This window comes from Schumannella sp. 10F1B-5-1 (genome assembly GCF_006517535.1).
Classification (GTDB): domain Bacteria; phylum Actinomycetota; class Actinomycetes; order Actinomycetales; family Microbacteriaceae; genus Schumannella.
Genome location: NZ_VHQH01000001.1, coordinates 58,965 through 80,415, shown reverse-complemented (window position 1 = coordinate 80,415; position 21,451 = coordinate 58,965). Strand labels below are relative to the sequence as shown.

The window sequence follows — 21,451 nt, the reverse complement described above, 5'->3', positions numbered from 1 at the left end:
CGGCGCAGGCGGAGCACCCTGGGCTCATGGCACACAACGCGAGCGGCAACCAGAGCGGCGACTCGGCTCAGACCTGGGATTCGGTGAACTCGGGGCAGTCGGACGACATCGAGAGCAGCCTCACCGGGCAGGGCACGAGCGACCGCGAGATGGTCGCCGAGACCCTGCGCACCGAGCCGCGCGACGAGGCCGAGGAGGCCGGCGAGGAGGAGTAGCCCTCCCCGCCGGGCGGCGTCCTGCCGACTGATCAGCCCTCGGTGGATGCGCTCCGCACGTCGAGCGCCCAGATCACGCCGAAGCGGTCCTTCAGCTGGCCTGCGAGCGGCGACCAGGCCGAGGCGCCGAGCGGCTGACGGATCTCGGCGCCGTCGACCAGCCCCTCCCAGATCGCGGTGATCTCGTCGGCGTCGTCGCCGCTGAGGTAGACGTAGAAGGCGTTCTCGCCCTGGTTCCACGTCTGGTGCGGCCACACGTCGAAGGCCATGACGCGCACGCCCGAGGCGGTCTCGACCTGACCCCAGACGATGCGGTCGGCCCACGCCGGGTCGTCGACCGCGCCCATCTGGCCGTAGGTCATCATGACCGGCTGCGCGCCGAGGGCGGTGCCGTAGAACTCGAGGGCCTCGCGGGCCTGGCCGGCGAAGTTCAGGTGCGGGGTCGTGGCGATGGTCATGTCGTCTCCTGGCGTCGAGAGCTCGGTGGTGAGCGGGATGCGGCCGGTCGGCCGCCGCGCGGCCCGGTCGGTCGCGCTGAGATCACTCTCTCGATAGAAGCGGTCAGATCATGGCCGCTTCTTCGACGAGAATCGATCCATGTCCACCCCCTCGTCGCGCATGCTCGCCCTGCTCTCGCTGCTGCAGGTGCACCGCGACTGGGCCGGCGAGGTGCTGGCCGAGCGTCTCGACGTCAGCCCGCGCACCGTGCGCCGCGATGTCGACCGCCTGCGCGAGCTCGGCTACCGCATCGTCGCGGCGAAGGGTCCCTCGGGCGGATACCGCCTCGAAGCCGGCTCCGACCTGCCGCCGCTCCTCTTCGACGACGAGCAGGCCGTGGCGATCGCCCTCGCCCTGGCGGTGGCCCCCGCATCCGGAGCCGACATCGCCGAGGCGTCGACCCGGGCGCTCGCCGCCGTGCGTCAGGTCATGCCGTCGCGGCTGCGCCATCGCGTGGATGCGGTGCGCGTCGCGACCGCGGACAGCTCCGGTGCCGGCGCTGGCTCGGGCCGAGCCGCAGCGACCCTCGTCGACCCCGAGGTCCTCGTCGCCGCCAGCGAGGCCGCTCGCAATCACGAGGTTCTGCGCTTCGACTACGACCCCGCCTGGGGCGAGGCCGTCGACCGCCCGGCACGACGAGTTGAGCCGCACGCCGTGATCGCCCGCGGCGGGCGGTGGTACCTGCTCGCCTGGAACGACGAGGCCGACGACTGGTCGACCTTCCGGCTCGACCGGATGCATCCGCGCCCGCCGACGCGCCTGCGCTTCGCGCCGCGGCCGATCCCCGGCGGCGACGCGGTCGCGTTCGTGGAGGCGCGGTTCAAGGGAGCGAGCAGCGCGAGCGGGGCCGTGGGCGGTGCCGCCGGCGGCTGGCCCTGCGTCGGCACGGCCGACGTCGCCGCGCCGGCCCGTCGCCTCGCCCCGTTCCTCGACCCGGGTGCCGAGATCGAGGAGCTCGACGCCGAAACGAGCCGCATCACGCTCGGCTCCTGGTCGTGGGGTGCACTCGCGGCGCGGTTCGCCGGGTTCGACGCGGGGTTCCGCATCCAGGGCCCGGATGCGCTGCGCGACGCCGCGCGCGAGCTCGGCGACCGAGCGAGCGTCGCGGCGTCAGACCGAGCGCACGGCTTCGATGCCGCGACGCAGTGACTCGGCGAATCGTTCGAACCCGCTCGTGGGGATGCCGTTCGAGGTGGCGACCTCGCGCCATCCGGCGGTGGCATCGGCACAGTCGGAGGCGATCTCGGTCGCGCCACTCGGGGTGAGTCGGCACGCGCGGGCCAGCTCCCTGAGTCCCGCGGCGGCGTCGTCGGCGGTCGCGGAGCCGCCGATCGTGGTCTGGCGTGCGGCGGCGAGGGGATTCGGGTTCAGGTCGAAGGCCGGACTCAGCCGCCATCCGCCCGGCTCCCGCAGGAAGCCGTGGTTCCGCGCGTGGTCATCCGTGTTGTTGATCGCGACCCCGAACGCGGCGCGGCGGAAGAGCTGCACGGCGTCGGATCGCGCGCGTGAGCCGACAGTCGTCAGCGTCTCGGCGAGGTCGACGTAGTCGGCTGGCTCGCCGTCTCTCAGCTCGAGCTGCGTCATCGCACTGGCGTACCCGATGCGGGCCGTCCCGTCGCCGTCCGGTGCGCGGTCGAAGCGGGTCACGAGCAGCACGCCGCGGCCGTCGACCTGCGTCAGCCGGTGATCCGGCACATCGATCCCGCACCGCGACGCCAGGTCGAGGGCTGTAGCCTCCCAGCCCATGACGTCCCACGCGTCGGAGTGATGCGGGAACTTGGCGATCAGCTGACGCCCGTCGGCGTCGACGACCGAGGCCTTCGGCCGTGCGCCGCCGAGCGACCCGGTCCCCGCATCCAGGAGCACCTTCACCGCGGCGAACCCGGAGGCGTCGCCGTCGGCGGCATCGGCGGCGCGGAGAAGGGTCGGCAGGGAGATGAGCCGCGGGATCGACGACCGCGGGTCGAGGAATGAGCCGGTCGGCGACTCCCGGAAGCGCAGAGCGCCCTGCCTCGTCGAGTCGCTGACGCCGAGCAGGAAGTCGACATCGTCGAGCGCTCGCGGGGCGCGCCCTTCCTCGAGCGCTGCGGCTCGCTCGCGCTTCTGGATCAGCGTGCGCCCCCAGCGATCCGGTGCCGCGTCGCTGAAGGCGCCGGGAAGGCCGCCGCTGTGCTGCGTTCCGCTGACCAGCGGCAGGGCCGGGTCGATCGCATACGCGTCGGGTCGCGCGAGGTAGTCGCCGCTGTACTGGAACGTGGTCGAGTCGAGTGGGCCGCGCCGCCGATGGAACTGCGCGACGCCCGCCATCGTGAGTCCGCTCGTCAGCTCGATGTGCACCTCGAGCCGGTCGACCGGGCTCATCGCACACGCCGCCGGTTCAGCATGTCAGCCCGCGCTCGACCCAAGTCGGTCGAGAGCGGATCGATCGACGACGTCAGCTGGTCGAGCACCCCGAGGGCTCGCGCGACGCGCAGCACGACGTGGAACCCGACCGACGGGTCGCCGTGCTCCAGCTTGCGCAGGGTGTCGCGCGTCACCCCCGCGCGTTCGGCGACCTGCGCCGCGGTCAGACCCAGGACGCGTCGCCAGCCGGCGAAGTCGTCGCCGAGCCGCGTCGCGGAACGTTGGATGGCGGGGCTGACGTCACTGGACACGATCCGCTCCTTGGTCTCTGACGAGAATAATAGCCGTCAGTGCGATTAATGGCGACTCGAATCGTCGTAGAGGATCGACCTAGAAGCGCTCCGGCCCGACCGCCGACGCCGGGTGCACGCGCAGCCAGGCGAAGTGCCGCGGCGCGAGGGCGATGCCCTGGGCGAGGTTCGCGAGGCGCCCGGTGATGAGCTCGGTCGCGATCGGGGCGAAGCCCGACAGCACCTCGGCGCCGATCACGGCATCCTCGTCGCCGAAATTCGCCAGCACGAGCACGGTCGTCTCGGGGGCGTCGTCGGAGGTGCGCTGGAACGCCAGCACGTGCGGGGTGCGCGCGTCGAAGGGCAGCAGCGTGGTGCCGGCCAGCTCGGGGGTGGTCTGGCGCACCTCGACCAGGCGGCGCATCCACCGGTTGATCCAGCCGGCGACCGTGCGGTCGTCGTCGCGCGTGGCGTAAGCCTCCGCGGGGTAGGCGGGGCGGTGGATCCAGCGCGCATCCGCGGCGAGCGCCGGGTCGTCGGCGTAGGAGGCGTCGTTGAGCTGCCCGACCTCGTCGCCCAGGTAGATCAACGGCACGCCGCCGGTGCTGAAGGCGATCGCGTGCGCCAGCACGACGCGCTCGACGCCGCCCGGGTCGCGCGCCTCGACGCCGGCGAGGGATGCGGTGGTGCCGGCGACGCGGGCATCCCCGGTGCGCGGGTTCTCCTGGAAGAGCACGCCGCGCGCGAAGCTGCCCTCGAAGCTGCCCGAGTAGAAGTCGTTGAGGAAGCGCCGGTGCTCGCGGCCGTCGATGCCGAACTCGGCCGCATCCGCGTCGTCGAAGGTCCAGCCGATGTCGTCGTGGCCGCGCACGTAGTTCACCCACGCGGTGCCGGCGGGGAGCGCGTGCCGGCGCTCGAGCGCCTGGCCGAGCATCCGCGGGTCGCGCGTCGCCAGCGCCTCCCAGGTCAGCGCCATCTGCAGCGGGTTGTAGCTGAGGCGGCACTCCTCGGTCGAGACGTAGTCGACGACCTCGTCGGGATGCACGATCGCCTCCGACAGGAACACCACCCCCGGCGCCGCGATCGCCAGCACCGCGTTGAACGCCTGCAGCAGCAGGTGCGCCTCGGGCAGCGACTCGCTCGGGGTGCCGAGGCGCTTCCAGATGAACGCCACCGCATCCATGCGCAGCACGTCGACGCCGAGGTTCGCCAGGAACAGCATCTCGCCCGCCATCGCGCGGAACACGGCGGGGTTCGCGTAGTTGAGGTCCCACTGGTAGTGGTGGAACGTCGACCAGATCCAGCGTCCGTCGGGCAGCTGCACGAAGCTGCCCGGGTGGTCGTCGGGGAAGATCTCGCGCACCGTCTGCTCGTAGCGGTCGGGCAGCTCGCGGTCGTCGAAGATCAGGTAGAAGTCCTCGAAGCCGGGCTCGCCGGCGACGGCCTTCTGCGCCCACTCGTGCTCGTTCGAGGTGTGGTTGAAGACGAAGTCGAGCACGGTCGAGATGCCGCTCTCGTGCAGGTCGGCGATCGCGGCGCGCAGGTCGTCGATCGTGCCGAGCCGCGCATCCACCTCGCGATAGCTGCTGACCGCATAGCCGCCGTCGTCGTCGCTCTCGGGCGCGGGCGTGCGGAACAGCGGCATGAGGTGCAGCCAGCCCAGCCCGAGCTCGCGGAAGTCGGGGATGCGCTCCCGCAGCCCCGCCAGGTCGCCGGCGTAGCGGTCGACGTAGGCGACGCCGCCGATCAGGCGGTTGTCGGCGAACCACGGCTGCCGCGCTGCGCCCGAGGTGACGCTGAGGGTGTCGGAGGTGCCGCTGTCGGCGTGGGTCTCGCTCGGCAGCTCGCGCTCGGCGTCGCGGCTGCGCAGTGCGGTGGGGCGCGCATCCCAGCTGTCGGCGGCGACCAGGATCGTGTCGCGCAGGGCGTCGAGCCCGTCGAGGCGCTCGCCGTAGAGGCGGAAGAAGAGGCCATGCAGGCGGGCGAAGTGCTCGTCGAGGCGGCGGTCGAACTCGCGGTCGCCGCTGAGCAGCGCGTCGCGGATCGTCTCGAGGTCGCGGGCGGCGTCGGCGTTCAGCGCGGTCACGGGGGTCTCCTTCCGGCACCGTCGTCGGTGAGCACAGCCTAGAACGGGCGGGTGTTCCCGCCGGGGCGGCGGGCCGGGGGTGGCGCGAGCCGGTTCAGGCCTGGTACGCACAGGATGCGCGGCGCTCGCCGCGAGCCCCCGCGCTCAGGGGCGCAGCAGCACCTTGCCGACGCGACCCGGCGTCTGGCTCGCGCGAACCGCATCCACGATCTCGTCGAGGGGGTGGATGGCCGCGACCGGCAGCGTCAGCTCACCCGAGGCGAGCAGGCGGCCCAGCTCGGCGAAGAGCTCGCCGCGGGTCGTCGCATCCATCTCGCGGCTCACCCGGCTGCCCCAGAATCCCGAGATCGTCAGCTGGCGGAAGATCACCGGGCCCGCGGGCAGGCAGATCTCGGGCGCGCCCATCGATCCGAAGATGACGAGGTGCGCGTCGTCGCCGAGCACGGACGCCACGTCGGCCGTCGCGGGGCCGCCGACGGAGTCGACGCCGGCCGCGATCGGGGCGCCGCCGGTCAGCTCGGCGACGCGGTCGCGCCAGTCGGCGCCGCCGGTGCCGTCGTCGTCTCTCGTCGCGACGATCCGCTGGATGCCCTGCTCGGCCAGCTCGGCGACGGCCGCGGTGCGCCGCACGAGTCCGATCACGTTGACGCCGCGCGCGGCCGCGATCTGGGCGACCATCCGCCCGACCGCGCCGTTGGCGGCGTTCTGCACGAGCCACGACCCCGGGGCGAGATCGAGCGAGTGCAGCAGGCTGATCGCGCTGAACGGCATCGCGACCAGCTGCGCCGCGGCCTCGTCGGGCAGCGCGTCGTCGACCGGGATGAGCCCGCCCGCGCGGGTGACGAAGGTCTCGGCCCAGGCGCCGAAGCTGCCGCCGGTCGCGACGCGCTGGCCGACGCTGAGCCCGGTGACCTCGTCGCCGACCGCCTCGATCACGCCGACCGCCTCGGTGCCGGCCCGCGCCGGGAGTTCGGGCTTGAATCCGTAGGTGCCGCGCACCGTCCACAGGTCGTGGTTGTGGATCGGCGACAGCAGCATCCGGATGCGAACCTCGCGCGGCCCCGGCTCGCCGGTCGGCACCTCGGTGACCTCGAGCACCTCGTCGGGCTCGGCGAAACGGGTGTGGGTGACGGCGCGCATGGTGCTCCTTCGTTCGGCGGTGCGGCCGGGCGCGCGGGGCGCCGGGCCGCGTCGAGTCTGCTCGCCGTGGTCGAGTGCCCGCTGACCGATGTGCAGTGCGCTCCCGGGATGCGCGGCGCTAGCGTCGAGTCATGACCTACGTCGCTCATCCCGGCCGCTACGCGTCGATGCCCTACCGCCGCACCGGACGCTCCGGCCTCGACCTGCCGCTGCTCTCGCTCGGCTACTGGCACAACTTCGGCGACGACCGCCCCTTCGAGATGCAGCGCGCGATCAGCCGTCGTGCCTTCGACCTCGGCATCACGCACCACGATCTGGCGAACAACTACGGCCCGCCCTACGGGGCCGCGGAGGTCAACTTCGGCCGCCTCATGCGGGAGGACTTCAAGCCTTACCGCGACGAGATGGTCATCTCGACGAAGGCCGGCTGGGACATGTGGCCCGGCCCCTACGGTCAGGGCGGCGGCTCGCGCAAGTACGTGCTCGCCTCGCTCGACCAGTCGCTCGAGCGCATGGGGCTCGACTACGTCGACATCTTCTACTCGCACCGGCTCGACGCATCCACGCCCCTGGAGGAGACGATGGGCGCGCTGCACACGGCCGTGCAGCAGGGCAAGGCGCTCTACGTCGGCATCTCGTCGTACGACGCCGAGCGCACGCGGCAGGCGGCGGCGATCCTGCGCGAGCTGGGCACCCCGCTGCTCATCCACCAGCCCTCGTACTCGATGCTCAACCGCTGGATCGAGACCGAGGGGCTGCTGGATGCGGCCGCCGAGGTCGGCGCGGGCGTCATCGGCTTCACCGCCCTCGCCCAGGGTCTGCTCACCGGCAAGTACCTCGACGGCGTTCCCGCCGACTCGCGCGCCGCGGCCGGCAGCTCGCTGGATGCGGACGTGATCACGCCCGAGCTCGTCGCCCGCCTCAACGGCCTGGATGCGGTCGCCCAGCGCCGCGGCCAGTCGCTCGCGCAGCTCGCCCTCGCCTGGGCGCTGCGCGACGAGCGCGTCACCTCGCTCGTGATCGGCGCCTCGCGCGTCGAGCAGCTGGAGCAGAACGTGGCGGCCCTGTCGAACCTGACGTTCACGGATGCTGAGCTCGCCGAGATCGACACGCTCGCCGGCGACACGGCCGGCGTCGACCTCTGGTCGGGCGCGCGCGTCGGCGACGTGTGAGCGCCGCGGTCGCGGACCCACGCGTCTCGTGACCGCCTTCGCCTCGCGCCGTCTCGAGGGTGGCCAGAAGTGCACGTGACCCCCGGCGTGTTTCGTGCATTCGTGGCCACCCTCGGCCCGCTGGTGTTCGAGGGTGGCCACAAACGTCCGGATCGAGCGGCGCGTCCTGTGCATTCGTGGCCACTCGCGGGATGCGGTCGAGGCGGTGGGACCGGGCGCGGCGGTCGGCGGGGACCCCGCGGCGGCCGGGTCGGTGCGGGACGCGGCCGAGGTCGGCGGTCAGGAGTGGTCACGAGCACCCTCCGCGCGCTGATATAGTCGTCAGGTTGCTTCGGCGGCCTCGGCCGGCGGACGACATGCGCCCGTAGCTCAACGGATAGAGCATCTGACTACGGATCAGAAGGTTGGGGGTTCGAATCCCTCCGGGCGCACTCTGGTTGAGACAGAAGAGAAGCGGGTCACCTTCGGGTGGCCCGCTTCTCTCGTTCCCGGCGGCGGCTTCTCGCCGACGACGCCGAGCCCGCCGGCACCCCCCGGCGACCCGGCCCGCGCCGCCGTGGCGCTCATCCGGCTCGCCGAAGCGGAGGAGCCGCCCGCGTTCGCGCTGCTCGGCAGCGATGCGCTGCAGGCCTACGCGACCGCGCGCGGGGCCCGCGACGGCGACGTGGATGCGTGGCGCGAGCTGAGCGCGAGCACGGACGTGGTCGCGGGGTAGGGGTACCCCGGGAGTACACGTCTCGGCCGGGACTCCCTTTCCGGGCGCGGCCGCGCTCGACTGGATGCGATGGTCCGGCTGCGCTCGCGTGCCGCGCGCGCGACCGCCCCCATCCGCCGCATCCGATCAGAGGAGTCGACCGACATGAACATCGAACCCGCCCAGCCGACCGCGAAGAACCCGCCCGAGCAGTTCGCCGGCGACGTCTGGGTCGACCCGATCGTCGCACCGCACGACGGCGACCAGCGCGCCACGATGGCGCGCGTGCGCTTCGCGCCGGGCGCCCGCACGGCCTGGCACTCGCATGCCCGCGGGCAGTACCTCCACGTGACCGCCGGTGTGGCCCGCTTCGGCACGCGCGACGGCGAGATCCTCGAGCTGCACCCGGGGCAGACGCTCTACACGCCGCCCGGGCAGGAGCACTGGCACGCCTCCGCCCAGGGCACCTTCATGGAGCACCTCGCCCTGCTCGAGCTCGGCGACGATCCGGCGACGACCACCATCTGGGCCGAGCACATCACGGATGCCGAGTACGAAGGCGGCGCGCGATGACCCCGGCTGCGCCCGGGCGGCCGGACCAGCCGCTGCAGGTCGGCGGCGGCCGGACGAGCATCGGCGACGTCGCCCCGAAGCTCGCCGAGCTCACCGACGACGTGCTGTTCGCCGACGTCTGGAACCGCGAGGGTCTCGCCGCTCGCGACCGCAGCCTGATCACGGTCGCGGCGCTCGTCGCCGGCGGGGATGCGCAGCAGCTGCGGTTCCATCTGGGGCGCGCCGTCGAGAACGGGGTCGAGCCGAGCGAGCTGATCGAGGCGATCACACACCTCGCGTTCTACACCGGCTGGCCCAAGGCGATGACGGCGATCGGCGTCGCCCGCGAGGTGCTCGCCGACGACGAGCGCTGAGGGCGACTCTCGGGATCGGCGCGCGGCGCGGATAGCGTGAGCGTGATGAGCGACGCGGCTGACGACGAGGACCTGCCCGGCCGCGTCCTCGCGCGCGGGCAGACCGCGCGCATCCACGTCTACGACATCGAGAGCGGCCGCGACGAGGTCGTCTTCGCGAGCGACGACATGCTCGTCGAGGCGCCGAACTGGACCCTCGACGGCGCCGGGCTCGTGGTCAACGGCGACGGCGCGCTGTGGATGCTCGATCTCGATGCAGGCGCGGAGAACGCCGATCGCCCGGCCCTGCGCCGCATCGCGCACGAGGGCCTGCCGCCGATCAACAACGATCACGTGCTCGACCCCGACGGCGACCAGGTGTTCATGTCCGCTCAGGACGGGCACATCTATCGCGGCGCGCTGAGCGGCGGGGCCGTGCGCCGTGTCACGAGCGACGACGGCGTCTGGCGCTTCCTGCACGGGGTGAGTCCCGACGGGCGACGGCTCGCCTATGTGCGCATGACCGACTTCGCGCATCCGGGCGTGCTCGCGATCATGCCGGCGACCGGCGGGCCCTCGACGTTCGTCGACACCGGCGACGGCCACATCGACGGGCCGGAGTGGTCGCCCGATGGCGAGTGGATCCTGTTCAACACCGAGCGCTGGGCGACCCGACCCGGGCACGCGCAGCTCGCGCGGATCCGCGGCAACGTAGCGACCGGTGAGTCCGCGGCGGCCGGCGAGTCCGCGGCGACCGGTGACGCCGCCGGGCGGGACGCCGCCGCCGAGGTCGAGCGTCTCGTCGAGAGCGAGACCGTCGACTGGTTCCCGCACCTCGCACCCGACGGCCGGTACGCCGTCTACCTCGAGTTCCCGCCGGGAACGGAGGGGCATCCCGCCGACCTTCCCGTGCACCTCGTCGTCGTCGCGACCGACGACTGGGCGGCGCCGCTGGCGCGCATCCCGGTGCCGGGCGGTCAGGGCACGATCAACGTGAACAGCTGGGCTCCGGATGCGCGGCGCTTCTCCTACGTGTCGTATCCGGTCGCCGCGGGGTCCGCGAGGTCGGCATCTCACCCGTGACGACGGGGTGCGGCGTCGAGGGCCGGGCCTGAACGGTCAGGCGCCTGCGGGGTCGGCGAGCAACGGGGCGAAGGCGAGCTCGGCGGCGCCGATGAGCAGTCGCTCCGGCCCCAGCGCCGCGGACCGCAGCGCGACCCGCTCGCCGGCGGGCCCGCTGACCTGCCGGCGCACCAGCGCGTGCATGTCGGCGGGGTCGGATTCGAGGATCGCCGCCAGGAATCCGCCGAGCACGAGGGCCTCGGGGTCGAGCGCGTTGACGGCGTCGCCGATCGCGACGGCCAGGACCCGGCGCTGGCGGGCGACCTCGTCGAGCACGGCGCGATCATCGGTCGAGCTGATCGCGTCGGCGAGCTGCTGCTCGTCGGCATCGTCGAGCCCGGTCGCCTGGAGCAGGTGCGCCCTGCTCGCCTCGTCTTCGAGCGTCCCCTGCTCGGTGCGCCGATCCCGTTCGTCGATGAGTCCCGGCCGGTTGCGGCCGAACTCGCCGGCGTAGCCGCGGGCGCCGACGAGGAGACGGCCGGCGGCCACGACGCCGCCGCCGATTCCGCTGGCTCCGCCGTTGAGGTAGACGAGGTGCTCGAGTCCGCGCCCGGCGCCGAAGATGTGCTCGGCGCGGGCGCCGAGGGTGGCGTCGTTCGCGGCGAATGCCGGCACGCCCAGGGCGGCGGCGATCGCATCGGAGAGGGGCTCGTCGGTCCAGTCGAGGTGGGGTGCCCATCGCACCAGGCCGTCGTCGCGCACGAGACCGGGGACCGCGATCCCGGCGCCGATCAGCCGTCGACCTCGCAGTGCACCCCGCCGGAGTCGCGCCACCACGTCTCGCACGATCGACACGGTCTCGTCGGCGGTGACCGGATGGCCGACCGCATGTCGAACGCGGGCGTCGACGCGGGCGCCGAGGCCGACCACGCCGACGGTCACCGCGTCGAGCTCAGGGTTGATCGCGAGGGCGACGACGTCGGGATGCGGCTGCACGGCCGGCGAAGGTCGTCCGACGCGGCCGACGGGCACAGGATCGGTCTCGCGCAGCAGGCCGAGATCGATCAGCTCGGCCACGAGCGCGGCCACGGTCGACCGGTTCAGTCCGGTCTGCGCGGTCAGTCCCGATCGTGCGACGCCGCGGCCTTCGTGCACGAGTGCGAGCACCCGGGAGAGGTTGCGTCGCCGCACGCTGTCGGCTCCTCGCTCGCTGGTCGTCACGGCTTCACCCTAATGAGTGGCGGAACCGCCGCCGACGCTATATGTTGACGAGCGCAACTTATTGTTCGATGACGAATACGGGAGCATCCGATGCCTCAGCCCACCCCCGCCGACAAGTTCTCCTTCGGCCTCTGGACCGTCGGCTACAACGGCACCGACCCCTTCGGCGGCCCCACGCGCCCGCCGCTCGACGTCGTGCACGCGGTCGAGAAGCTCCGCGAACTCGGCGCCTACGGCCTGACCTTCCACGACGACGACCTGTTCGCGTTCGGCTCCAGCGATGCCGAACGTCAGACGCAGATCGACCGGCTGACGGGCGCCCTCGCCGACACCGGGATGGTCGTGCCCATGGTCACCACCAACCTGTTCAGCGCGCCGGTCTTCAAAGACGGCGGCTTCACCTCCAACGACCGGGCCGTGCGACGCTTCGCGCTGCGGAAGGTGCTGCGCAACCTCGACCTCGCCGCCGAACTCGGCGCGAAGACCTTCGTCATGTGGGGCGGTCGCGAGGGTGCCGAATACGACACGGCCAAAGACATCCGTCAGGCGCTCGAGCGCTACCGCGAGGCCGTGAACCTGCTCGGCGACTACGTCACCGACAAGGGATACGACATCCGCTTCGCCATCGAGCCGAAGCCGAACGAGCCCCGCGGCGACATCCTGCTGCCCACCCTCGGTCACGCGATCGCCTTCATCGACTCGCTCGAGCGCCCCGAGCTCGTCGGCGTGAACCCCGAGGTCGGGCACGAGCAGATGGCCGGGCTCAACTTCACCGCCGGCATCGCCCAGGCGCTCTACCACGGAAAGCTCTTCCACATCGACCTGAACGGTCAGCGCGGAATCAAGTACGACCAGGACCTCGTCTTCGGCCACGGCGACCTGCACAACGCCTTCTCGCTGGTCGACCTGCTCGAGAACGGCGGCCCCGGGGGTGTGCCCGCCTACGACGGTCCGCGCCACTTCGACTACAAGCCCAGCCGCACCGAAGACGAGAGCGGAGTCTGGGACTCCGCCGCGGCCAACATGCGCACCTACCTGCTGCTCAAGGAGCGCGCCGCCGCCTTCCGCGCCGACCCCGAGGTGCAGCAGGCGCTCGAGGCCGCCCAGGTCGAAGCCTTGTCGACGCCGACTCTCGGCGCCGGTGAGAGCTACGACGACCTGCTCGCCGACCGCACGGCGTTCGAGGACTTCGACGCCGACGCCTATCTCGGCGGCAAGGGCTTCGGCTTCGTGCGCCTGCAGCAGCTCGCCACCGAGCACCTCCTCGGCGCACGCTGACGCGCGATCGCGAGAGGATGTCCCGCGTGAGTGACGCTGCTGTCCTGGTCGCCGGAGTCGACTCGTCGACCCAGTCGTGCAAGGTCGTCGTGCGCGATGCCGCGAGCGGCGCGGTCGTGCGCTCGGGGCGCGCCGCGCATCCCGATGGCACCGAGGTGCACCCCGATGCCTGGTGGGAGGCGCTGCTGGCGGCGGTCGCCGACGCGGGCGGCCTCGACGACGTGGCGGCGATCTCGGTCGCGGCGCAGCAGCACGGCATGGTGGTACTGGATGCGGCGGGCGACGTGATCCGACCGGCGCTGCTGTGGAACGACACCCGCTCGGCCGGCGCCGCGGCCGACCTGATCGCCGAGCTCGGCGCGGCGGAGCTGGCGCGGCGCACGGGCAGCGTTCCGGTGGCGTCGTTCACGGCGACGAAGCTGCGCTGGCTGCGGGATGCGGAGCCCGAGAACGCGGGCCGCGTCGCGGCGGTCGCGCTGCCGCACGACTGGCTGAGCTGGCGGCTGCGCGGCTCGCGCGATCTCGCCGAGCTGACGACGGATCGCTCCGACGCGAGCGGAACCGGGTACTGGTCGCCGTCGGACGAGGCGTGGGATCGCGGACTCCTGGTCGCCGCGCTCGGCCGCGGAGCCGCTGACGACGAGGTCGTGCTGCCGCGCGTGCTCGGCCCGGGGGAGTCGGCGGGCGTCACCGCCCAGCTGCCCGGCATCCCGGCCGGTCTTGTCGTCGGCCCGGGTGCCGGCGACAACGCCGGGGCGGCCCTCGGTCTCGGCGCGCGGGAAGGAGACGTGGTCGTCTCGCTCGGCACGAGCGGCACCGTCTTCGCCGTGACCGAGCAGGTCGTGACCGACGAGACGGGCACGGTCGCGGGCTTCGCCGATGCCTCCGGCGCGTTCCTGCCGCTCGTCGCGACGCTCAACGCGGCCCGGGTGCTCGACGCGACCGCGCGCCTGCTGGGCGTCGACCACGACGAGCTCGGACGCCTCGCGCTCGCCGCCGCACCCGGCTCGGGTGGTCTGGTGCTGCAGCCGTGGTTCGAGGGCGAGCGCACTCCGAACCTGCCCGACGCCACCGCATCCCTGTTCGGCCTCACCCTCGCCGGCACGACCCGCGAGAACCTCGCCCGCGCCGCGATCGAGGGGATGCTGTGCGGACTGGCCGAGGGACTCGACGCCGTGCTCGCCCAGGGGGTGGATGTGCGGCGCATCCTGCTCGTCGGCGGCGCCGCCCAGAGCACCGCCGTCGCCACGATCGCGGCGCAGGTCTTCGGCCGGCCGGTCATCGTGCCGACGCCGGGGGAGTACGTCGCCGCGGGCGCGGCGGCGCAGGCCGCCTGGGCGCTCACCGGCGTTCGACCCGAGTGGACCGTGCCCGCCGAGGCGACCTACGACGAGCCGGCCGAGCCGATCATCCGGGAGCAGTACGCGGCGCACCGCTGACGCGGCGCCGGCGGTACCCCAGTCCGCGGGTGAAAAGCGGGTGAAGCGCACGCGAGAAGCAGTCGGTGTCGCTGGCACCTGAGAGTCTGTCGAACAAGCCCGAACGACGAAGGAACGACTCATGCCCCAGCACCCGGAATCCGATAGCGAGAGCCAAGCCGACGCTGTCGATGACCCGAAGCTCCCTCGCGAGTTCACGGATATCGAGCGGGCGGAGGTCGAGGAGGAGACCGAAGATCTTCGTGAGTGGGTGAAGGGCCTCACTGGCGACGACCTGAAGTCAGGGAACTGGTTCTCCAAGCTGATTGCCCACGCGCTCGAGACCTACACGAAGACAGCCACCTACGAATGGTTCCAGGAGAAGTACGAAGGCGCTCCGGCGGATGTGATCGTCGACCAGCGCATCAAGATGGCGGCGCGCTATGCGGCGCTCGAGGGGGCAGCATCGGCGGCAGCGTACTCGGCGGCTGTCGTCGCGACGATCGGGTCCGCGGGAGGGGCATCGCCTCTGACGCTTCCCGCCGCCGGCGTCACCTTCGTGATCGACCTCGCGTTCACGACTCAGCTGCAGATCCGACTCGCGCATGATCTGGCGGTGCTCTATCGGGTCCCGATCGACATCAATGACCCCGATGATCTCTGGGACCTCGTGAAGGTCGCCTTCTCCATCAAGGGCGGCGAGCTGCTGCGGGAGGGCGCGCTCAAGGCGGTCCCGGTCGTGATCCGGCCGGCGATCAAGAAGATCTTCTCCGGCGCGACGCTTGCGGCGGTGCAGAGCATTCCGGTGCTCGGCACCTATCTGCTTCAGCGCAATCTGATCAAGATCGGCATCCCGCTCGTCGGGATCCCACTCGCGACCGCACTGAACTTCTGGACGACCCGGATGGCCGGTCGGCATGCGCGGCAGGTCTACCGCAACCAGGCTCGCGTGATCGAGGCCGCCGAACGCATCGCTGACCGTACGGCACACCCGCAGCTGTTGCTCTGGATCGCCTGGTTGGTCGTGCAGGCCGATGAGAAGATCGCCGACGATGAGGCTCTGCTGTTCCGCCAGCTCACGCGCCTGGTCAAGGAGCGGCACGAAGTGACCGACGACCAGCTCGCTCGAGTCATCGATGTCGATGAAGACGAGGTGTGGGCGCGAGTCGACGCCGAGACCGGTGATCTCAGCGACCTGGTGAAGGCTGCGGAGCTGATCGCCAACATCGACGGCTCCGTCACTGCCGCGGAGCAGGCCGTCATCGACGAGCTGGAAGAGCGCGGCTCTCGCGACTGAGGGCACGACGCTCGCCAGATCTCCCGCTCAGTGGCCTTCCCTACTCCTCCGCGCGCGCGTGCAGCGACGCGGTCAGCTTGTGCAGCGCGGTCGTCGCGGTGACGAGCGCCGCGCGCTCCTCTTGCGTGAGCACCGCGTGCGCCGCATCGTGCAGCTCGGTCGAGCGGCGGAGGCGCAGCTCGACGATCGTGGCGAGGCCCGCATCCGTCGCCGTGATGAGCACGCCGCGCGCGTCGGCGGGGTCGGGTGCGCGTGAGACGAGTCCGGCTCGCTCGAGGTCGGCGACCGTCGCGCTCATGGTCTGGTGCCGCACCCGGCGCAGCCGGGCGAGCGTCGCGATGCTCTGCGCTCCGTCGCGGGCGAGATAGCCGAGCACCTCGATCTGCCCCGCGGGGGTTGTCTCGGTGCGGCGGATGGCCCGCACGCTGTCGCCGATCGCCGCGCGGAAGGCGTTGGCGTCGTCGAGCGTGAAGTCGGGCATCGGCTCATCCTCGCGCATCCCGAAACTATACAGTCAATCTGTATATAGTGGCGCGCATGGAACTCACCAAGCACACCCACGCCACCATCGTGCTGACCGACGGCGACCGCTCCCTCGTCATCGACCCGGGCGCCTACACGCCGAACTCCGCCGAGCTCGTCGCCGGCACGAGCGCCGTGCTCATCACCCACGACCACCCCGACCACTTCGACGCCGGCATCCTCACGGCCGCCCTGGATGCGCAGCCCGAGCTGCACGTCTGGGCCCCCGCGAACGTGGCCGCCGAACTCGGCGCGCACGACGGGCGCGTCACCGCCGTCGCCGCGGGCGACACCTTCGAGGCCGCCGGATTCCCGGTCGAGGCCGTCGGCGGATCCCACGCCGTCATCCACGCCGACGTGCCCGAGATGAGCAACGTCGGCTACCTCATCGCCGGCGAGGTCTACCACCCCGGCGACGCCTACTTCGTGCCCGAGGCGTCGGTCGCGACGCTGCTCGTGCCGACCTCGGGCCCGTGGACGAAGCTCGGCGAGCTCGTCGACTTCGTGCGCGCCGTGAAGCCGGCCCGCGCGATCCAGATCCACGACCTCATGCTCAGCGACGCCGGCAAGAGCTCGTTCGCGCAGTTCGCGCAGCAGCTCACCGGGCAGGAGCTCGTGACCCTGGCCGACGGGCAGACGATCACGCTCTGAGTGGATGCGCGGCCGGGTGTCCCTCGCGGGCATCCGGCCGCGCGGCGCGGCGCGGCGGTCAGCATGCGACGCGCATCCCGTCGTGCAGCAGGCCCGCGCCGCCGACCGGACGCAGCCGCACCTCGACGCCCGGCCGTGCCTGCGCCAGCAGTCCGAGATCGGCGGCGACCACCACGCCCACCACCGGGTAGCCGCCGGTCACCGGATGATCGGCCAGGAACACGATCGGCTCACCCGACGGCGGCAGCTGGATCGCGCCCTCCGCGATCCCCTCGCTCGGCAGGTCCCCGGATGCGCTGCCCACGATCGCGCCCTCGAGCCGCACCCCGACCCGGTCGGCCTGCGCGCTCACCCGCCACGTCGACGCGGTGAGCGTCGCCCGGTCGTGCGGCGTGAGCAGCGCATCCCGCGGACCCCAGGTGAAGCGCACGGTCGTCGGGCCGACGGGGATGCGGCGGGCCGCGCCGGCGGAGTCGGCCGCGGTGGCGATGCTGGCGGTGCCGGCGGCGGCGGCTGCGCTGTCGGCGGCGGACGCGCTGCTGGCGGCGGGCGAGTCGGGGTCGACGCCGCTCGGATCGCCCAGGGCGAGCGACGCGCCCGCCGCGAGCGGCGCCGGGCCGAGGCCGGCGAGCGTGTCGGTGCTCATCGAGCCCAGCACGCGGGCGGTCACGACTCCGCCGGCGACCGCGAGGTAGCTGCGCACGCCGATCGGCGGGGTGCCGAGCTCGAGCCGCGCGCCGGCGGGAACCCAGAACAGCGCCGTGTCGGCGACCGGGTGATCGTCGAGGGTGACCGGGGCCGGGGCGCCGGTGAGCGACATCCACCGCCCCGCGTCGGCGCCCGCGTCGGCGACGGCGGCGAGCCCGCCGAGCGTGACCTCGATCGCCGCGGTCCCGGCCGGGTTGCCGACGAGGCGGTTCGCGAGGTCGAACGCGGCGCGGTCGGCCGGGCCCGAGACCGTGACGCCGAAGCGGGTCCAGCCGGTGCGGCCGCCGTCCTGCACGGTCGCACCCGGACGAGCGGCGAGGATACGAAGCTCGGGCCCGCTCGAGTCGCGCGCGTCGGGCGGGGTCGCTTCCGCGCGCTGCAGATGATCGGTCAGACGCTCGACGGGAACAAAGCGCACGCGCTCGCCGACGTCGAGCAGCGCGGGCGGATCGCGCTCGAGATCCCAGAGCCGCGCATCCGTCCGGCCGATGAGGTGCCAGCCGCCCGGGGTCCCGCCCGGGTAGATCACGGTCTGCCCTCCGGCGATCGCGACCGAGCCGGCGTCGATGCGCACGCGCGGCGATGCACGTCGCGGCAGCGCGAGGGCGGGTGCCGCGCTGTCGGGATAGTCCGTGTCGAGGTAGGCGAAGCCGGGCGCGAACCCGAACCAGCCGACGCGGTGCTCGGCCCCGCTGTGCGCGGCGATGACCTCGTCACGGGGGAGTCCGCTGAGCTCGGCGACCGCATCCAGATCGGGTCCGTCGTAGACGACCTCGATCTCGCGCGGCAGGGGTTCGGTGGATGCGGCGCTCCCGCCCAGCGCTGAGTCCCCGCTCCCCGTGCTCGACGTAGGTCGCGAGTTGCCCATTTCGGTCGGGTTGGCGCCGTCGAACCCAGCAGAACTGGGCAACTCGCGAATCGCATCCGCCGAGACCGGCGCGGATGCGGACGCGGAGCTGGACGCGAGGAATGCGACGAGCGCCGGCACGTCCTCCGAGCGGCGCAGCACGGCGAGCACGGTCGCGCGCGTCGGCACGGTCGACTCGAGCAGCGCATCCCACGGGCTCGACGACAGCAGGCGCACGACGTCGTGAGTCCGCGCCGCCTCGGTCTCGATCAGCACGCCGCGCTCACCCGCGCGCAGCAGGCGCAGCGGATTCGGCACCTCCGGCGATCCCGGAGCTCGCGGAGCTCCCGGCGCACTCGAGGCCGGAGGGCCGCTCGCGCTCATCGCCGCAGCAGGCTGTCGACGCGCATCCCGGCCGCCTCGAGCGCGGACCGCACGACGCCCGCGATCTCACCGGCGCCCGGGGTGTCGCTGTGCACGCACACGCTCTGCGGCGGTGCGGCGAAGACGTGCACCGTGCCGTCGACGGCCTCGACCTCGCCGGATACGACCATGCGCCTGACGCGGGCGGCGATGAGCTCGGGGTCGGTGAAGAGCGAGCCCGGCTCGCGACGCGGGGCGAGGCGTCCGTCGGCGAGGTAGCCGCGGTCGGCGAAGACCTCGGCGACGACCGGGATGCCGGCCTCGGTCGCGAGGCGCGCCACGACCGTGCCGGGCTGGCAGAGCAGGCGAGCGCCGGGCAGCGCCTCGGCGACGGCCTCGATCACGGCCCGGGCCTGCACCTCGTCGACGGCGATCGTGTTGTAGAGCGCGCCGTGCGGCTTGACGTAGCCGACCTCGGCACCGGCCAGCCGCGCGAACGCCTGCAGCGCGCCGATCTGCGCGACCACGTCGTCGCGCAGCTCCGGCGGCGACACGGTCATCGGGCGGCGGCCGAAGCCGGCGAGGTCGCGGTAGGAGACGTGCGCGCCGATCCCGATGCCGGATGCGGCGGCCGCGGCCGTGACGCGGCGCATGGTGCCGGGGTCGCCGCCGTGGAAGCCGCAGGCCACGTTCGCGTCGCTGATCCGCGCGAGCAGGGCGTCGTCGTCGCCGAAGGTCCAGGTGCCGAAGCCCTCGCCGACGTCGGCGTTGAGCGAGATCGAGCGCGCGGGGGCGGTCGAGGCGGTGGACGACGCGGCGGCGGGCATCCCCCAGGTATATCGCGCGCAGTCGCGAGCCCGGCCCGCCCGGGTGTCCGACGGGCCTCCGGCGACACGTGTTGGAAACGCCGCGGTGCGAGGATGCCGTCGCGCGCGGCCGGCGCGTGTTTCCGCCCTGTTACGGATCGGGCGGTGCTCTTGTCGGCATCCGGGTCGCGACGTAGCCTCCTACCACTCAGTAAACATCCTTTTCATCAGGTGGAAGAATGGTTGCGAACGTCACCGAGCTCCTCGCCCCGCACCTGCGGGCGGACTCCGACGCGCCCGCGCAGCGATTCCCCACCGAGCAGGGGTGGATGCGCCGCAGCTATGGCGAGCTGAGCGCCCTGGTCGACGGCGTCGCCGGCGTGCTGCTCTCCGCGGGCGCCGCGGCCGGAGCCCGCGTCGCGCTCATCGCGCCGACGCGCGCCGACTGGACCGTCGTCGACCTCGCCTGCGCCCGCCTCGGCGCCCCGCTGGTGCCGATCTACCCGACCGCCGCACCCGCGCAGATCGCCGACATCGTGCGGCGCTCGAGCCCGGCCATCCTGATCGCTCCGACCGGCATGCCGCTGCCGCCGCTCGATCCTGCGGTTCGCATCCTGCGCCTCGGCGACGCCGACGGCGACCTCGGCGACCTCGACCCGGCAGGCGCCGGCCAGGCGGGCGCCGGCCAGGCGGGCGCCGACTCCGCACCCGCCGCCGCACTCCGCGCACTCCCGCCGGCGCCTGCCGCGACCGACCTCTTCACGATCGCCTTCTCGTCGGGCTCGACCGGCGAGCCGAAGGGATGCCTGCTCACCCACGCGAACTGGGTCGCCGTGCTCGAGATGTGCCTGGCCGCCGAGACGCACCCCGAGCGGGGCCTCGCACATCGCGCGGCGGCCTTCGTCTACCTGCCGCTCGCCCACGCCTCGGCCCGGCTGCAGCAGCTGACGACGCTCGCCGCGGGCGGCGAGCTCATCTACGGAACCGGCGACACCGCCGACATCCTGCGCCAGATCGCCGAGGTGCGCCCGACCTACGTGCCCGGCGTGCCGCGCCTGTTCGAGAGCGCTCACGCGCGAGTCGGCGGCGACCCGGCCGCGCTGCGGGCGATCTTCGGCGACCGTCTGCTCTACGCCCTCAGCGGCGGCGCCCCGATCGACGCGGGCATGCTCGACGCCTACCGCGCGGCCGGCATCGAGCTCGTCAACGGATACGGGCTCACCGAGACCTCCACCGCCCTCGCGATCGGCACGCCGCACGACTCCCGCCCGGGCACCGTCGGCCGCCCGCTGCCGGGCGTCGAGATCCGCATCGCCGGAGGCGGAGACATCGCCGCCGACGGCGAGATCCTCGCCCGCGGCGCCAACGTCTTCTCCGGCTACCTCGACGCTCCCGCGGCGACCGCCGCCGCGTTCGTCGACGGCTGGTTCCGCACCGGCGACCTCGGTCGGCTGGATGCGGCCGGTCACCTCGTCGTCACGGGCCGCACCAAGAACCTGCTGGTCACCTCGACCGGCAAGAACGTCGCGCCCGAGCCCGCCGAGAACCTGGTGCGCTCGCGCTGCGCCGTCGACGACGTGCTCGTGGTCGGCGACCGCCGCCCCTACCTGATCGCGATCGCCACCGACCCCGACGGGATGCTCGACCCCGACGCCCTGGTCGCCGCCCTGCGCGAGCACAACGAGCTCGTCTCGCCGCCCGAGCGCATCCGCCGGGCCGTCGTCGTGCCCGACCGCCTCGCGGTCGACGCCGGCGAGCGCACCGCGAGCGGCAAGGTCGTGCGGTCCGCCGCTCTCGACCGCTTCGCCGCCCTGATCGACGCCGTGTACGCCGACCGCGCCGAGGGCGTGCTCGAGATCGTCGCCCGGCCTCCCCGACTCCGCGCCACAGCATGACCCGCGCGGCCCCGCACCACCCCGACCCGTCACCCGCTCC

21 protein-coding genes and 1 tRNA gene are annotated in these 21,451 nt (G+C 72.9%); 13 read left to right on the top strand and 9 right to left on the bottom strand.

Annotated elements, in window-relative coordinates; translation table 11 throughout:
* The first annotated feature begins 26 nt into the window (after nt 1–26).
* Nucleotides 27–215: a hypothetical protein gene (locus FJ658_RS00350; protein WP_141143395.1), complete on the top strand. Its 189-nt coding sequence runs from the start codon at nt 27–29 to the stop codon at nt 213–215.
* 32 nt (nt 216–247) lie between these two features.
* Here FJ658_RS00350 and FJ658_RS00345 read toward each other — a convergent pair whose 3' ends face one another.
* A complete protein-coding gene (locus FJ658_RS00345) occupies nt 248–673 on the bottom strand; it encodes a VOC family protein (RefSeq protein WP_141143394.1) in 426 nt (141 codons plus the stop codon).
* A 139-nt stretch (nt 674–812) separates the two neighbouring features.
* Here FJ658_RS00345 and FJ658_RS00340 point away from each other — a divergent pair, with 139 nt between their 5' ends.
* The gene (locus FJ658_RS00340) at nt 813–1,862 is read left to right on the top strand and encodes a YafY family protein (RefSeq protein WP_141143393.1); all 1,050 of its coding nucleotides are present in this window, start codon (nt 813–815) and stop codon (nt 1,860–1,862) included.
* On the opposite strand, the gene FJ658_RS00335 is transcribed toward FJ658_RS00340, so the two are convergent.
* The 4 genes from FJ658_RS00335 to FJ658_RS00320 form a co-directional block, all read right to left on the bottom strand.
* Entirely contained in the window at nt 1,824–3,074 is a 1,251-nt protein-coding gene (locus FJ658_RS00335; protein ID WP_141143392.1) for a type II toxin-antitoxin system HipA family toxin, read from the bottom strand. The two genes, FJ658_RS00340 and FJ658_RS00335, sit on opposite strands and share 39 nt — an antisense overlap.
* Nucleotides 3,071–3,367 (bottom strand): helix-turn-helix domain-containing protein, encoded by a 297-nt coding sequence (locus tag FJ658_RS00330; protein WP_255447472.1) that lies wholly within the window; start codon nt 3,365–3,367, stop codon nt 3,071–3,073. The genes FJ658_RS00335 and FJ658_RS00330 overlap by 4 nt, the downstream gene beginning before the upstream one ends.
* A 79-nt stretch (nt 3,368–3,446) precedes the next feature.
* Nucleotides 3,447–5,432 carry an amylosucrase gene (locus FJ658_RS00325; protein WP_141143391.1) on the bottom strand — a complete coding sequence of 662 codons (1,986 nt, stop codon included), beginning with the start codon at nt 5,430–5,432 and terminating at the stop codon, nt 3,447–3,449.
* Between the two features lie 144 nt (nt 5,433–5,576).
* The gene (locus FJ658_RS00320; RefSeq protein WP_141143390.1) at nt 5,577–6,572 is read right to left on the bottom strand and encodes a zinc-binding dehydrogenase; all 996 of its coding nucleotides are present in this window, start codon (nt 6,570–6,572) and stop codon (nt 5,577–5,579) included.
* Nucleotides 6,573–6,703: 131 nt separating this feature from the next.
* On the opposite strand from FJ658_RS00320, the gene mgrA reads away from it, so the two are divergent.
* The 6 genes from mgrA (at nt 6,704) to FJ658_RS00295 (ending at nt 10,426) form a co-directional block, all read left to right on the top strand.
* Nucleotides 6,704–7,744 (top strand): L-glyceraldehyde 3-phosphate reductase, encoded by a 1,041-nt coding sequence (gene mgrA, locus FJ658_RS00315; protein WP_141143389.1) that lies wholly within the window; start codon nt 6,704–6,706, stop codon nt 7,742–7,744.
* Between the two features lie 358 nt (nt 7,745–8,102).
* A tRNA-Arg gene (locus FJ658_RS00310) sits at nt 8,103–8,175 on the top strand.
* A gap of 125 nt (nt 8,176–8,300) precedes the next feature.
* Nucleotides 8,301–8,459 carry a hypothetical protein gene (locus FJ658_RS15910; RefSeq protein WP_181408261.1) on the top strand — a complete coding sequence of 53 codons (159 nt, stop codon included), beginning with the start codon at nt 8,301–8,303 and terminating at the stop codon, nt 8,457–8,459.
* A gap of 144 nt (nt 8,460–8,603) precedes the next feature.
* Nucleotides 8,604–9,011 carry a cupin domain-containing protein gene (locus FJ658_RS00305; RefSeq protein ID WP_141143388.1) on the top strand — a complete coding sequence of 136 codons (408 nt, stop codon included), beginning with the start codon at nt 8,604–8,606 and terminating at the stop codon, nt 9,009–9,011.
* On the top strand, nt 9,008–9,364 hold the full coding sequence (locus FJ658_RS00300) for a carboxymuconolactone decarboxylase family protein (protein ID WP_141143387.1): 357 nt from the start codon (nt 9,008–9,010) through the stop codon (nt 9,362–9,364). Before FJ658_RS00305 ends, FJ658_RS00300 begins: the two co-directional genes overlap by 4 nt.
* Nucleotides 9,365–9,409: 45 nt before the next feature.
* Nucleotides 9,410–10,426, top strand: a complete 1,017-nt coding sequence (locus FJ658_RS00295; protein ID WP_141143386.1) for a PD40 domain-containing protein — start codon at nt 9,410–9,412, stop codon at nt 10,424–10,426.
* Nucleotides 10,427–10,462: 36 nt separating this feature from the next.
* Here the strand turns inward: FJ658_RS00295 and FJ658_RS00290 are convergent, their stop codons facing one another.
* Nucleotides 10,463–11,626, bottom strand: coding sequence for an ROK family protein (locus tag FJ658_RS00290; protein ID WP_141143385.1), 1,164 nt, complete (start codon nt 11,624–11,626; stop codon nt 10,463–10,465).
* 90 nt (nt 11,627–11,716) lie between these two features.
* Between FJ658_RS00290 and xylA the strand changes: the two genes are divergently transcribed.
* From xylA to FJ658_RS16600, 3 genes are all read left to right on the top strand, one after another.
* A complete protein-coding gene (gene xylA / locus FJ658_RS00285; RefSeq protein ID WP_141143384.1) occupies nt 11,717–12,904 on the top strand; it encodes a xylose isomerase in 1,188 nt (395 codons plus the stop codon).
* A gap of 17 nt (nt 12,905–12,921) precedes the next feature.
* The gene (gene xylB, locus FJ658_RS00280) at nt 12,922–14,343 is read left to right on the top strand and encodes a xylulokinase (protein WP_141143383.1); all 1,422 of its coding nucleotides are present in this window, start codon (nt 12,922–12,924) and stop codon (nt 14,341–14,343) included.
* Between the two features lie 121 nt (nt 14,344–14,464).
* The gene (locus tag FJ658_RS16600; protein WP_219995674.1) at nt 14,465–15,619 is read left to right on the top strand and encodes a hypothetical protein; all 1,155 of its coding nucleotides are present in this window, start codon (nt 14,465–14,467) and stop codon (nt 15,617–15,619) included.
* A gap of 40 nt (nt 15,620–15,659) precedes the next feature.
* Here FJ658_RS16600 and FJ658_RS00270 read toward each other — a convergent pair whose 3' ends face one another.
* Nucleotides 15,660–16,100, bottom strand: coding sequence for a MarR family winged helix-turn-helix transcriptional regulator (locus tag FJ658_RS00270; RefSeq protein ID WP_181408260.1), 441 nt, complete (start codon nt 16,098–16,100; stop codon nt 15,660–15,662).
* A gap of 56 nt (nt 16,101–16,156) precedes the next feature.
* Here FJ658_RS00270 and FJ658_RS00265 point away from each other — a divergent pair, with 56 nt between their 5' ends.
* The gene (locus FJ658_RS00265) at nt 16,157–16,792 is read left to right on the top strand and encodes an MBL fold metallo-hydrolase (RefSeq protein WP_141143381.1); all 636 of its coding nucleotides are present in this window, start codon (nt 16,157–16,159) and stop codon (nt 16,790–16,792) included.
* Between the two features lie 58 nt (nt 16,793–16,850).
* Here the strand turns inward: FJ658_RS00265 and FJ658_RS00260 are convergent, their stop codons facing one another.
* Together FJ658_RS00260 and FJ658_RS00255 are read right to left on the bottom strand one after the other, a co-directional pair.
* Nucleotides 16,851–18,665 (bottom strand): 5-oxoprolinase/urea amidolyase family protein, encoded by a 1,815-nt coding sequence (locus FJ658_RS00260; RefSeq protein ID WP_181408259.1) that lies wholly within the window; start codon nt 18,663–18,665, stop codon nt 16,851–16,853.
* Nucleotides 18,666–18,727: 62 nt separating this feature from the next.
* On the bottom strand, nt 18,728–19,537 hold the full coding sequence (locus tag FJ658_RS00255; RefSeq protein ID WP_141143379.1) for a LamB/YcsF family protein: 810 nt from the start codon (nt 19,535–19,537) through the stop codon (nt 18,728–18,730).
* Between the two features lie 218 nt (nt 19,538–19,755).
* Between FJ658_RS00255 and FJ658_RS00250 the strand changes: the two genes are divergently transcribed.
* Entirely contained in the window at nt 19,756–21,411 is a 1,656-nt protein-coding gene (locus FJ658_RS00250; protein WP_141143378.1) for an AMP-binding protein, read from the top strand.
* The last annotated feature ends 40 nt before the right edge of the window (nt 21,412–21,451 follow it).